At 63.5% G+C, this 13,392-nt stretch carries 10 protein-coding genes and 1 pseudogene; 5 read left to right on the plus strand and 6 right to left on the minus strand.

The features are described from left to right. Nucleotides 1-266 precede the first annotated feature (266 nt). Both HAP54_RS05340 and HAP54_RS05345 read right to left on the minus strand, forming a co-directional pair. Complete coding sequence (locus tag HAP54_RS05340) at nt 267-1,124, minus strand: glucose 1-dehydrogenase (protein WP_166299003.1); 858 nt, start codon at nt 1,122-1,124, stop codon at nt 267-269. 10 nt (nt 1,125-1,134) lie between these two features. Continuing rightward, a complete protein-coding gene (locus HAP54_RS05345; protein WP_166299004.1) occupies nt 1,135-1,431 on the minus strand; it encodes a hypothetical protein in 297 nt (98 codons plus the stop codon). 255 nt (nt 1,432-1,686) lie between these two features. On the opposite strand from HAP54_RS05345, the gene HAP54_RS05350 reads away from it, so the two are divergent. Further along, nucleotides 1,687-2,190: a ferritin-like domain-containing protein gene (locus HAP54_RS05350; RefSeq protein ID WP_166299005.1), complete on the plus strand. Its 504-nt coding sequence runs from the start codon at nt 1,687-1,689 to the stop codon at nt 2,188-2,190. A gap of 105 nt (nt 2,191-2,295) precedes the next feature. Here HAP54_RS05350 and HAP54_RS05355 read toward each other — a convergent pair whose 3' ends face one another. From HAP54_RS05355 to HAP54_RS05370, 4 genes and pseudogenes are all read right to left on the minus strand, one after another. Next, nucleotides 2,296-2,988, minus strand: a complete 693-nt coding sequence (locus tag HAP54_RS05355) for an HAD family hydrolase (protein WP_166299006.1) — start codon at nt 2,986-2,988, stop codon at nt 2,296-2,298. A gap of 10 nt (nt 2,989-2,998) precedes the next feature. Next, nucleotides 2,999-3,862: an IS21-like element helper ATPase IstB gene (gene istB, locus HAP54_RS05360; protein ID WP_166294386.1), complete on the minus strand. Its 864-nt coding sequence runs from the start codon at nt 3,860-3,862 to the stop codon at nt 2,999-3,001. 8 nt (nt 3,863-3,870) lie between these two features. Then, nucleotides 3,871-5,361, minus strand: a pseudogene (gene istA, locus HAP54_RS05365) (IS21 family transposase); the annotation flags it as partial. Nucleotides 5,362-5,706: 345 nt separating this feature from the next. After that, nucleotides 5,707-8,226, minus strand: coding sequence for an excinuclease ABC subunit UvrA (locus tag HAP54_RS05370; protein WP_166299007.1), 2,520 nt, complete (start codon nt 8,224-8,226; stop codon nt 5,707-5,709). A 68-nt stretch (nt 8,227-8,294) separates the two neighbouring features. Here HAP54_RS05370 and HAP54_RS05375 point away from each other — a divergent pair, with 68 nt between their 5' ends. The 4 genes from HAP54_RS05375 to HAP54_RS05390 all read left to right on the plus strand — a co-directional run bounded on the left by HAP54_RS05375 (nt 8,295) and on the right by HAP54_RS05390 (nt 13,328). Next, entirely contained in the window at nt 8,295-9,587 is a 1,293-nt protein-coding gene (locus HAP54_RS05375; protein WP_175619368.1) for a DUF763 domain-containing protein, read from the plus strand. Nucleotides 9,588-10,131: 544 nt separating this feature from the next. Continuing rightward, nucleotides 10,132-11,274 (plus strand): YihY/virulence factor BrkB family protein, encoded by a 1,143-nt coding sequence (locus HAP54_RS05380; RefSeq protein WP_166307457.1) that lies wholly within the window; start codon nt 10,132-10,134, stop codon nt 11,272-11,274. 1 nt (nt 11,275) lies between these two features. After that, on the plus strand, nt 11,276-11,791 hold the full coding sequence (locus tag HAP54_RS05385; RefSeq protein ID WP_166299008.1) for an inorganic diphosphatase: 516 nt from the start codon (nt 11,276-11,278) through the stop codon (nt 11,789-11,791). Between the two features lie 7 nt (nt 11,792-11,798). After that, nucleotides 11,799-13,328: a helix-hairpin-helix domain-containing protein gene (locus HAP54_RS05390; protein WP_166299009.1), complete on the plus strand. Its 1,530-nt coding sequence runs from the start codon at nt 11,799-11,801 to the stop codon at nt 13,326-13,328. Nucleotides 13,329-13,392: the final 64 nt, after the last annotated feature.

Here is a 13,392-nt window from a genome sequence, read left to right on the forward strand (position 1 = left end):
GGCGGTTGAAGTCGGGCGCGCCGTCGTCCCACCAAACGGGGCCACGCTCGCCGAGGGCGCGCTTCGCTTCGTCGACCCGTCGGTGACCTTCCAGCTCTGCATTGCGGTCCCGGCGCTCTTGGCGTCCTTCACAGCATGGCGCGCTTCCATGAGGGTTCGGAGAAGACGCCCCCGCTTCGATACCGGGATCGCTGAGGCGCCAAAGCTTTCCTTCACGACGAAGTAGCGCTCGTCCGGCGTCACTGGATGCCTGATCCCCGCCATTCCTAGATGAAGGGCTTGCCTCCGGTCACCGCGACAGTGGTGCCCGAGGTATAGCTCGATAAAGGATCGGCCAGCATCACGTACGCTGTGGCGAGCTCCGCCGGCTGGCCGGCCCGTTTGAGCGGCACCTGCTTGCCGAAGTTCTTCACGGCTTCCTCAGGCATCGTCGAAGGAATGAGCGGCGTCCAGATCGGGCCGGGAGCGACCGCGTTTACGCGGATGCCCCTCTCCGCCAGCATCTGCGCCAGTCCGCCGGTGAAGTTCTGGATGGCCCCTTTCGTCGTCGCGTAGGCCAGGAGGAGTGGGTTCGGCATGTCGGAGTTCACCGAAGCCGTATTGATGATGGCGCCGCCGGGCTTCATATGCGGAACGGCCGCCTTTGCGAGAAAGAACATCGCGTGGATGTTCACCTCGAACGTCATGCGCCATTCCTCATCGCTGATGTCGCCGATGTCGGCGAAGGTCGCCTGGTGCGCGGCGTTGTTGACGAGGATGTCTACGCCGCCGAGCTCCCTGACGGCGCGGTCGACGACCGCACGGCAATGGTCGGCCGAGCGAAGGTCGCCGTCCACCAGGACGGCGTTGCGTCCCTCCTTCTCAATGAGGTCGGCGACTTCCCTGGCGTCTTCCGTCTCATCGAGATAGGCGATCAGGATGTCCGCGCCCTCGCGAGCGAAAGCGATGGCGACCGCCCGACCGATGCCGCTATCGCCACCGGTGACGATGGCGCGCTTGCCTTGAAGACGCCCAGAACCCTTGTAGCTGGTCTCGCCGTGGTCCGGACGCGGATCCATCTTCGCGGTCGAGCCCGGCATCGGCTGGCGCTGATTGGGATATGGCGGCTTGGGATAGTCGGGCATGGGCCGCGTCTCACCTCATCCGCACGGTCTTGGCGCCGGCGGATTTGAGCGCCTCGGTCACCTGCTTCGTGTCTTCATCATGGAAGTCGACCGACACCTCGATCGTACCTTCGAGCTTGCCGCCCTCCCCGGGCTCCGGCGAGGACTTCACATCGGCGCCGGCCGGACGTTTGCCGGCGGTATTGTCGGCCCCGGTCGGCTGCACGAACACATCGCTTCTCGGCACGCCGCATTCCTGCACCACGTGCTCGACCGCGAGCTCCGCGGCCCGGCAGCTGTCGAATTCGACGATGAGGGTACTTTCCATGACGGCTCCTTTCGGCATGCGACCGCCGACAACCCGTTCAGAGCCGCGACGGTTCCTATAGCGGGAGCGCGACTTCGCGACGCCCCCAACAACGACCGGGGCAAGCACTGGTTCGCTTCTTCCGGAATTTGGCAAAAGCGGAACCGACCGAGAATGACCAAGAGAGCCGCTCGCCGCGGACACGGAGCGCCCGATTAGGAACACTTCCCATTCCCCGTGGTTTGCCGTGCGGCCATTCAATGATGGGAGACATCCATGGGTTTTTTCACCAAAGACATCAAGACGCTGAACGACCTCTTCGTGCACACCCTGCGGGACATCTACTACGCCGAACAGCAGATCGCGAAGAACCTGCCGGACATGATCGAGAAGGCGAGCGACCAATCCTTGAAGAACGGCTTCGAGACCCATCTCGCGGAGACCAAGAACCAGATCACCCGGCTGGAAAAGGTGTTCAAGATGCACGGCGTCGAAGCCAAGGGCGTGAACTGCCCCGCCATCGACGGCATCCTCGAGGAAGCGAGCGACGTGGCGGGCGACGTGGACGACAAGACGGTCCTCGATGCGGCCCTTATCGCGGCCGCCCAGGCCGTCGAGCACTACGAGATCACACGCTACGGCTCGCTGATCGCATGGGCCAAGAAGCTTGGCCGCGACGACTGCGCATTCGTCCTCCAGGAAAATCTGGACGAGGAAAAGGCGACGGACAAGAAGCTCAATGACATGGCCATCAAGAGCGTGAACCAGCGCGCCGCATGATGAGTGCGGGCACGGACGCCGGTCGCCCGCGTGGGCGGCCGGCAAAACCTACGCGAGGGAATTCGCGCGCGTCCTGGGACGTATCAACGGCGAAGACCGGGATTTCTAGGCGCTGCGCAGCCAATCCGATTGGCGCAATTTCGGGCCGCTGTCTCCGAAAAGCAGGCTCGGCAGGAGCGCTTTCAGATCGCGCGCCACGGCGAAGCAGCCGGCTTGGTTGAGCACCTTCTCGGCGAATCCCCCGGTCAGAACGGCGGCGACTTTCGTACCGGCCTCAAGCCCGGCTCCGGCGTCGTACGGCGTATCTCCGACCATGACTGCCTGCGGGCCCTGAATGCCGAGCTTACGCAAGGCCATCCCGACCAGGCGCGGGTCGGGCTTTCCGTACTCCACGTCGTCGCCGCAAGCGGTCGCGGCGATGAAGTCGTCGGCGTTCACGAGCGCCATGTAGCGCTTGAAAGCGATACCTTTGCAGTCGGTAGCAAGCGCGACGCGGCTGCCCTGCTCGGTCAGGATCCTGAATACATCGCGGACGCTTTCGAACGGCTTCACGCTCGGCAGATAGTTACGTTCATAGATCGAGCCCTGGTCCTTCAAGATCGCTCGGCGCTCATCCGGAGATGCTTCGGGAACCGCTAGCTGCAGCGTCTGGTCGCCGTCGAGCCCCGAATAGAGCTGAAGCGTCTGAATCGGGACGCGATATCCCGACCTATCGAGCGCGTCCTGTAGGCTGCGGAGGTTCTGCGGCACGCTGTCGACGAGCGTTCCCTCCACATCGAATATGAATCCTTGAAACATCGGATGGCTGTCAATCGGCCTGCAAATTTGACCCCTCATCGGCGTCCAATTTTGACCCCTTCGTGCGGCGGGCTTTGCTGGTAGCGCTCGTCTCGTCGGAGCTGGCCGGGATAGCGGAGGCGAGACGAGCGCGGGTGGCGTGATCGTCGTCTCGGCTCTTGAACCGCCAGCTATCGTTGCCGGTCTCGACAATGTCGCAGTGATGGGTCAATCGGTCGAGCAGCGCTGTGGTCATTTTGGCGTCGCCGAACACGCTCGGCCATTCGCCGAAGGCGAGATTGGTCGTCACGATGACGGAGGCGCGCTCATAGAGCCGGCTGACGAGGTGGAAGAGGAGCTGGCCACCGGACTGGGCGAAGGGCAAATAGCCGAGTTCATCCAGCACGATGAAGTCCATCCGGGTCAGATGCTCGGCGAGCCGTCCTTGCCGTCCGTTGCGGGTCTCGGTCTCGAGGCGATTGACGAGGTCGACTACGTTGAAGAAGCGGCCGCGGGCACCGGATCGGATGCAGCTTCTGGCGATGGCAATGGCCAGGTGGGTCTTGCCTGTGCCGGTGCCGCCAACCAGCACGACATTGCGTTGCTGGGCGATGAAGCCGCCGCTGGCGAGATCATTGACGAGAGTCTGATTGATCGGCGTGCCGTCGAACTGGAAGTCGGCGATGTCCTTGGCAAGCGGCAGCTTGGCAATGGTCAGCTGGTATTTGATCGAGCGGGCCTGCTTCTCGTTGATCTCGGCGTTAAGCAGGTCGCCGACAATGCGCTGAGGTTCGTGCTGGCGCTTGACGGCAGTTGCCATGATCTCGTCGAAGGCAGCCTTCATGCCGTAGAGCTTGAGCTCGCCCATGAGGTCGAAGATTTGGGTTCGTTCCATCAGATGGTCCTCCGGAGGTTGTCGTAGCGGGCACAATCGGCGATCGGTGCATGACGGAGCGTCAGTGCGGCCGGCGTCATGATGTTGGCCGGTGGGGCGGGTTCACGTTGACGGGCCAGGATGTTGAGCACGACATCGGCGGAATGGACGCCATGACCGAGCGCTTCGGCACAGGCCGCTTCCACCGCGGACAGACCGTCAGTCAGCACCGCGGTGAGGATGTCGACCATCTGCCGATTGCCATCGTCGGTGCTGGCAAGCTTGCGCCGGATCCGCTCGATCGCGGCCGGCAGCACCCAGTCTTTGAAGGGAGCGCCGTTGCGCAAGGCACCGGGTTTGCGAGCCAGCACCGGCACATAGTGCCAGGGATCATAGGTCGTCTCGCCGCGGCCAAAGGATCGCGGGTGCTCGGCAACGATGCGTCCATCCTGACGGATCACGATGCGGTCGGCATAAGCCTGGACTTCGACCGGCCGTCCGACTGCGCTGGCTGCGACCGAGTACTTGTTGTTGTCGAAGCGCACCAGGCAGGTCTTCGAGACCGATGCCGTCACCGCATGGAAGCCGTCGAAGCGGCCGGCATAGGGAACGAGCTTGGGACGCTCGGCTTCGAACACTTCCCAGATCGTCTGATCGACCAGCTCCGGGTGGCGATGAGCCTTGGCGTAGGCGATGCATTTGTCGAGCAGCCAGGCGTTTAACTCGTCGAGGTTTTTGAACCGCAGCCGCGGCGTGAAGAAGCGCTCCCGGACCAGCCCGACCTGGTTCTCGACCTGCCCCTTCTCCCAGCCCGACGCCGGCGTGCAGGCGACCGGATCGACCAGATAGTGGCTGCACATCTGCAGGAAGCGGCGATTGTAGAGACGCCCTTTACCGACGAAGATCGTCTCTACGGCGGTCTTCATGTTGTCGTAGATGCCGCGGGTGCAGGTGCCTTTGAACAGAGCGAACGCCCGGTCGTGGGCGTCGAACACCATCTCCTGCGTCTCCCGCGGATAGGCCCGCACGAACAGCATGCGGCTGTGACAGAGCCGGACATGGGCGGCCTTCACCATCACCGTGGTCCCGCTCAGCAAGACCACCTCGTGGCTCCAGTCGAACTGGTAGGCTTCGCCTGGGGCAAAGCTCAGCGGGACATAAGCCGCCGCGGTCGATTGCCCGCGTTCTTTGCTCCACCGCCTGGCGTAACGCCGCACGGCATCGTAACCGCCGTCGTAGCCGCGGCCGCGCAGCTCTTCGAAGATCCGGATCAACGTCAGCTGTTCACGAGCCGATTTGGCCGCGTTCGCCGCCAGCAATCCGTCAAGCTCTACTGCCCATCGTCCCAGCTTTGGCCGCGGCTGCACCTGCCGCTCGTACTCGAAGGAGGTCTCTCCCGACCTCAGCACCTTCCGGACCGTGTTCCGCGACACCTTCAGGTCACGGGCGATCTCCTTGATCGTCTTGCCCTTGATGAAGTGCTCGCGCCGGATCCGGGCAATTGTCTCCACGATCAGCATCCCCCACCACCTGCTTCGTTCCAAAGCAGGCAGCGCAACAGATCAATCTGTAGGGGGTCAATTTTGGACGCCGATCCCCCGGCTTAGGGGGTCAATATTGCAGGCCGAATGACAGGATGGCCTCGGTCGTGGTGCCCAATGAGCTAAAGCCTGCGACGGCGGCGGGTTCCATGGTGGCACGCGAGCGTGTTCCAGATCAATCGTTTCGGTCACCAGGGAGGTGCCCGCAAACGGGACGCGAACAACCTGCAATGACTTTTCGCGTCGCCATCATCGCCTGATGTCGCCTACGATCCGCTCCCAAGGCCACGCCACGTTGTCGCTGGCACGGAGTTCGACTTGCAGTTAGAGTGCCTTCGCCAGATACGTCGCTGTCGGACTTCCGGATAGTGCGACCTGCTTCGGCGGCCCCGACGCCACGATGCGGCCACCTTCATCGCCTGCTGCAGGGCCCACATCGACGATCCAATCGCTGTTCGCAGCGACCGACATGTCGTGCTCGACCAGGACGATGGTGTTGCCGGCGTCGACAAGCCCTTGAAGCTGCCTGTCCAGCTTCCGGACGTCGGACGGGTGGAGACCGGTCGTCGGTTCGTCAAGAACGTAGAGCGTCCCGCCGCGCTGCGCTCGCTGCAGCTCGGTGGCGAGCTTGACGCGCTGCGCCTCGCCTCCGGAGAGCTCGGTCGCCGACTGCCCGAGCCGGATGTAGCCCAGCCCGACCTCACGCAGCACGCCCAGCGACCGGGAAAGCGCGTCATCGCCTTCAAAGAACTCGAAGGCCGCATCGACAGTCATCGCCAGCACGTCCGCGATCGACTTGTCGCGGATCTTGATCTCGAGCGTCTTCGCATTGTAGCGCGCTCCCTTGCAGGTCGGGCATGGCGTATAGACGCTGGGAAGAAAAAGAAGCTCAACGCAAACGTAGCCCTCGCCCTCGCAGGTCTCGCAGCGGCCCTTGGCGACGTTGAACGAGAACCGCCCAGCGTCGTATCGCCTTGCGCGCGCCTGCTTCGTCGCGGCGAACAGCTTGCGTACGTGATCGAGCAGCCCGGTGTAGGTTGCCAGATTGGACCGCGGCGTCCGTCCGATCGGTTTCTGGTCGACGACGACGAGCCGCTTGACCCGATCCAGGCCTGCGGCGATCTCGCCGCCCATTGTCCGCACCGTCTCCTCCAGTTCGCCTTCGTCCGGATCCGCCTCCCGACGATGACCCAGCCGCTCCGCGACCGCCTCGACGAGAAACTGGCTCACGAGAGAGGACTTCCCCGATCCCGAGACGCCGGTCACGCAGGTAAGGACGCCGAGAGGAAGATCGGTATCCAGGCCGTCGAGGTTGTTCCGCGTCACGCCCCGCAGCTTCAGCCAGCCGGTCGGCTCCCGAACCTTTCGCGTCGGCTCCGCGATGTCGCCGAACAGGAAGCGTCGAGTCTGCGATGCCTCCACTTCGGCCAGACCGGCGAGCCGACCGCTGTAGAGTATCTCGCCGCCCTGCGCTCCCGCGGCGGGTCCGACATCGACGATCCAGTCTGCCCTGCGCACCACGTCGAGTTCGTGTTCGACGACGAACAGCGAGTTGCCCGTGGCCTTCAGACGATTCAGCGCTCGCATCAACGCCTCAGTGTCCGCCGGGTGCAGGCCGGCAGATGGCTCGTCCAAAACGTAGACGACGCCGAACAGGTTGGATCGGACCTGCGTCGCGAGCCGAAGCCGCTGTAGTTCGCCCGGAGACAACGTCGGAGTGCTTCGCTCGAGCGTGAGGTACCCCAGGCCGAGATCCAGCAGGACCTCGAGACGTCCCGCGAGATCCTCGGCGATCCTTTGCACGACGAGCGCCTTCTCGGGATGAGCCTCGTCCTGCTCGGCTCGGTCGATGTACGGCTTGACGAGCGCGTCCAGCTTCTTCAGCGGCAGGCGCGACGTCTCGGCGATGTCCAAGCCTGCGAATTTGACGGTGAGCGCTTCCGGCTTGAGCCGTTTGCCCTTGCAGACCGGGCAGTCGGCGCTCGACAGGAACTGCGCCACGCGCCGCTTCATCATCGCGCTCGGCGTGGTGGCATAAGTTTGGAGAACGTACTTCCGGGCTCCCGTGAAGGTGCCCATGTAGCTCGGCTCTTCCTTTCTCTTCAGGGCCCGGCGCGTTTCGGCGGGAGTGTATCCGGCATAGACCGGCACGGTCGGCTGCTCCTCCGTGAAGAGGATCCAGTCGCGATCCTTCTTCGGCAGCTCCCGCCACGGCTTGTCCACGTCGTATCCCAGCGTCACCAGGATGTCCCTCAGGTTCTGACCCTGCCAGGCCGTCGGCCAGGCCGCGACCGCCCGGTCCCGGATGGTCAACGTATCGTCGGGCACCAGGCTAAGTTCGTCGACCCGATAGACCCGCCCGATGCCGTGACAATTGGGGCAGGCGCCTTCCGGCGTGTTGGGCGAGAAGGATTCCGCATAAAGCAACGGCTGGCCGCGCGGATAGTCGCCGGCGCGCGAGTAGAGCATCCGCAGCAGATTCGACAACGTGGTGACACTTCCCACCGAGGACCTGGTCGTGGGCGATCCCCGTTGCTGCTGCAGCGCGACGGCCGGCGGCAGTCCTTCGACGACGTCGACATCGGGAACCTGCATCTGATGGAATAGCCGGCGCGCGTAGGGCGATACGGATTCGAGATAACGCCGCTGCGCCTCCGCGTACAACGTTCCGAACGCCAGCGACGACTTGCCAAATCCGGAGACCCCGGTGAAAACCACGAGTTCGTTGCGGGGAATGTCGAGCGAGACATTCTTGAGATTGTGCTCCCGTGCTCCTCTGACCTGGACGAAGCCGTCACGCGAAGCGGACGGTGGTTCTCTCCTCTTTCTGGCTTTCGCATCCATCCGGGTTAGAAGCCCAGCCGGGTGGCTCGGTTCCCAAGTCGTGCGATAGGGAACCGTTTAGCCGACGGATGGAGCGGGCTTGGCCTGCTATACTGGCAACAATTAGGGTTTCGATTCGAAACCGCTCCGGCACGGCAATCCTTCCGCTTCATGGTGGCCGCGTGCCGCCGTGGTTGGCGACGCGCATGTCCTCGCTGGGCGCGGTTATCGCGCAGGCGATAGTGCTCCATTACGGCCGCGACGAGTTCTTGCGTCGCCTGTCCCACCCGTTTTGGTTCCAGTCCTTCGGGGCCATTATGGGCATGGACTGGCACTCTTCCGGCATCACGACGAGCGTGATCGGCGCGCTCAAGCGCGGGCTGGGCCCCCTGTCCGGCGAGCTCGGCATCCACGTCTGCGGCGGCCGCGGTCATCATTCACGGAAAACGCCGGATGAATTGCGGCGCCTCAGCGAAAGGACCGGTTTCGACGGCGATCGCCTGACCCGCGCCAGCCGGCTAGTGGCAAAGGTGGACAGCGCTGCAGTCCAGGACGGCTTTGACCTGTACCTACATGGGTTCATCGTGACCGACGACGGCAAATGGACGGTCGTGCAGCAGGGCATGAACGGCGGCAGCAAGTGCGCTCGCCGCTATCATTGGCATTCCGAGGACCTGACGAGCTTCGTCGAGCAGCCGCACAGCGCGATCGACGGCCCCTTTCAGGGCGAGATCGTCAATCTCACTGACAAGCGCGCCGCGATGTCGCGCTCGGCCCAATTGCAACTACTTGCAGACTGCGGTCCGGACGGCATTGTTTCCGAACTTCGGTCCTTGTCGGGCGAAGAGCCACTGCAGGCGACGCTTCCTCACCTCGTCATGCCAGCGCACCACGACGTCCGCCCTGGCGACGTCTTCGTCCGGCGTCTACACGGTACGCTCGCGGCTGCCGCGGAACGAGGTCCCGCGGACTTCTCCGAACTGCTTCTGACGCCGGGGGTCGGCGCGCGCACGGTTCAGTCGCTCGCCATGGTCGCCGAAGTCGTGCACGGCGCACCCTATCGCTTCCAGGATCCGGCTCGCTTCTCGCTGGCGCATGGCGGCAAGGACCGTCATCCCTTCCCTGTCCCGATCAAGGTGTACGACGAAACCATCCGCGTGATGAAGTCGGCGGTCCATAAGGCGAAGCTCGGGCGCGACGAGGAGATGCAGGCGCTGAAGCACCTGGACACCCAGGCGCGGCGGCTCGAAGGATTTGTCGAAGGACCGTCGCTAAGTTCATTCATCGCAGGCGAGCGCGCAATATCGCCCGAGCTGGGTGGACGCTCGGTATTCGGTTGGGAGAACGACCCGGCGGAACGCGCCAAGAATCGGACCGGCTAGGCAGCGCGATGATGTCCAGAACGTTGCGTGCGGCCATCTGCTTTACTTTGTCCATGATGCATTGAGACAGCTCCTTTTTCGGCCTTCAGCTGAGGATAGACGTCCCATGCCGAAGCGGTAAGCCCAAGGTATGTTGCGTGGAGTTGTTGCGTGACGTTCGCGCGTCGGAAGTCCGAGCTCGACGTCAAAGCGATCTTCCCCGATTTCGTAGAGCCTGCTCTAGTGACGCCGACGAGAAGTGCCGTCCCGATCGGGTGGCTTACGAAACCAAGTCGACGGGTACTTCGTCCACATCCAGATGCGCAACGAGGAGCGCTCGAAGACGGCCTACCCTTCCAATCGCCCGCCAAAGAACTTCTCCGGCAGAAAGGCGGAAACCTCATTCTTGAAATCGGCGATCGACATCGGCCGCCCCCTGCGCATGAATGCCGGCACCGCCTTTGCGGTCGGCATCGACAATCGGGTTCGTTCCTGCGAGGACACCGAAGGAACGATCTACCCTGCCGCGGCTTGTTTTGGAAACCGGAATCATCCTTTCAGATCGATGATCGATAGATCCAGAACACCGAAGCCGCCCGTCCGGTCGTCGGATGCCGGATGGCCTATTTTTTCCTTGGCAGCGCTGCTGGCCGTTGCCGTCGCAATCGACTATCTATTCCCGCCATCCAAGCACAGTCAGGCCGTTCCGTTCGAAGGAGCCGAGCCGGACGACCGTGTGTCCGCGGCAGCGGACAGCGTCGCCGATCGAGGCCGCGGGGCGACGACGCCGTCGGAGATTCCGCTGCGCGGTTGGAAGGACATTCTGCTGCGGGTTTACGACAACATTTCGAAGCACCGGGTGCTCGCACTCGCGGCCGGCATGACCTATTACAGCATCCTCGCCATCTTTCCGGCGATCGCGGCCCTCGTCGCTCTGTACGGCCTTTTCTCCGACCCCGCGACAATCGCGAAGCATCTCGATCAGGCCGCAGGGTTTCTGCCCAGCGGCGCCATCGACATCGCGCGGGAGCAGCTCACCCGGGTAACTTCGAAAGGGTCGCAGACCTTGGGCGTGACGTTCCTCATCGGACTTGCGACATCGCTCTGGAGCGCCAATGCCGCGATGAAATCCCTTTTCGACACGCTCAATATCGTACACGGCGAGGAAGATAGTCGTGGATTCTTCAAACTCAATGCCATCTCGCTCGGCTTCACGATCGGCGGCGTCGCGTTCATCCTAGCCGCCCTCGGCTCGATCGTCGTCGTGCCGGTCGCGCTGCAATACGTCGGGCTTTCCGACGCCGGCGACTTGCTGCTGCGCATCGGCCGGTGGCCGGCGATGTACCTCCTGCTCGCCTTCGCGCTCGCCGTGATCTACCGTTACGGACCCGACCGCGAGACCGCGCGGTGGCGATGGGTTACCTGGGGCAGCGCCATCGCCGCCCTGCTGTGGCTGGCCGTCTCCGGCCTGTTCTCGTTCTACGCCGCGAACTTTGGGAAGTTCAACGAGACCTACGGTTCGCTCGGCGCCGTGATTGGCTTCATGACCTGGCTTTGGATCTCGGCCATCGTCGTGCTCTTGGGAGCGGAGATCGACGCCGAGATGGAGCATCAGACCGCGCGGGACACGACGACCGGATCGCCGAAGCCGCTCGGGGCGAGAGGCGCTCGGATGGCCGATACGATCGGCGCGGCACAGGGGGCATGACATGGCCGATCTTCTGAATTTGCCGACCTGGGCCGATGGCGAGTACATCCATGCCGTCGTGGAGACGCAGCGCGGAAGCACGTGCAAGCTCGATCTCGATACGAAGCTCGGGGTCTTCATGCTCGCAAAGCCGCTGATGGCGGGCCTGAGCTATCCGTACGACTGGGGCTTCATTCCTTCCACAAAGGCGCCGGACGGCGACCCGCTCGACGTGCTGATCGTTCACGAGGCCAAGACTTATCCGGGGGTTGTACTCATCTGCCGGCCCGTCGGCGTCCTCGAAGTCGAACAGAAATCCGGAGGCAAGACCGAGCGGAACGACCGCGTGTTCGCGGTCCCAGATCGGTCACCGCTGGAGACCGACCTCAAGGACGTTCGCGATTTGCCATCGCGTGCGCGCGAAGAGCTCGAGGAGTTCTTCCGCGCGACCAATGCGCTCGAGAACAAGGCACTCAGGTTCCTGGGCTGGCGGGGCCCAAAGCATGCCATTAAGACCATCCGCCGGCTGGAGAAGTAGAGGAAGCATGCCGGTGGCCAAGACGGGCGCGCAGCAGGTCGCAAAGCTTCTCAGGGAGTACGCGCGGCGCACCGCGTTGCGCGGTGGCAATCCCTACCGCGCGAAGGCCTATGCGCGGGCCGCGGACAGCGTCACCGCGCTCGTCGAGCCGCTGGATAGGATCGTCGCCGAGGACAGGCTGACAGATGTCCCGGGGATCGGGGAGGCCATCGCCGACATCGTCGCCAAGCTGCATCGAACGGGCACCCATCCGAGCCTGGAAAAACTCCGCAAGGAGGTGCCGGACGGCGTGCTTGAACTACTTTCCGTACCGGGACTGAAGCCGGAGAAGGCGCTACGCCTCCACAACGACCTCGGCATCTCCTCGATCGCCGAACTCGAAGCCGCAGCCAAGGACGATCGCATCAGGAAGGCCAAAGGCCTCGGGGCGGCGTTGCAAACGAAGATCCTGCAGAACCTCGCGATCGCGAGAAGCGGCGCCGGCAGGCTGCATATCCATCGCGCAGCGGCATTGCTGCAGAACGGAGCCGCATCTCTGAAGGCCGCGCATCCGAAACTCAAGCGCATCACCATCGCCGGTGACTTTCGCCGAGGCTGCGAGCTCGTCGGGGATATGTCGATCGTAGCCGAAAGGTCTGTCTCCGAAGAAAGCGACGAGGACGCGACCACAGAAGGCCTCAAGGTCCGAATCGTCGAGCGCAAGCGCTTCGGTGCCGCGCTGCTCTTTGCGACCGGATCCGCCGCGCATCTGGAAGGCCTGCGAGCTATTGCGGCCGCCAAGGGTTTGCGGCTAGATTCGGAAGGGCTGCACAAAGGCCTCGGCGCGGTCGCCGCCGAGGAGAAGGATATCTACCGCGCGCTCGGTCTGCCCTATATCGAACCGGAACTCCGGGAGGGCCGAGGCGAGATCGAACGGGCGTTGAAGAACGAGCTGCCGGAAATCATCGCCGACGCCGACCTGAAGGGCATCCTCCATTGCCACACCGACGCCTCGGACGGCACCGAGACGCTTGAGACGATGGCGAAGGCGACGCTGGACCGAGGGGTTCAGTATTTCGGGGTCGCCGACCACTCCAAATCGGCGCACTACGCAGGCGGTCTATCCGTCGAGGAGATCGACCTTCAGCACAAAGAGGCCGACCGGCTCAACAAGCGCTACGGCCGGGACTTCCGAATATTGAAGGGGATCGAGTCCGACATTCTCGCCGACGGCTCGCTCGACTATCCGGAGGACGTCTTGGAACGGTTCGACTTCGTCGTCGCCAGCATCCACGGCCGCTTCAAGCTCGACCGAAAGGCGCAGACAGAGCGCCTCCTGCGGGCGGTTGCGAACCCTTACACTACCATCATCGGCCACATGACGGGCCGCCAACTGCAGCGCCGCCCTGGCTACGAAATCGACGTCGAGACGATGCTTCGGGCCTGCGCCCGGCACGATGTTGCCGTCGAGATTAACGCGCATCCGTGGCGTCTAGCCCGTCCTATTCGTGAGAGTGCTTTTTTTAGTCCGATTGATGTGGCCGCACATCTGCTCTGACGAGGCGCGCGGGATTGCCTTCGGCTTTTCACCGCCTGACCGACCCGTACTTTGCAACGCGCTT

This window comes from Bradyrhizobium sp. 2S1 (assembly GCF_011516625.5).
In the GTDB taxonomy this organism is placed as follows: Bacteria; Pseudomonadota; Alphaproteobacteria; order Rhizobiales; family Xanthobacteraceae; genus Bradyrhizobium; species Bradyrhizobium septentrionale.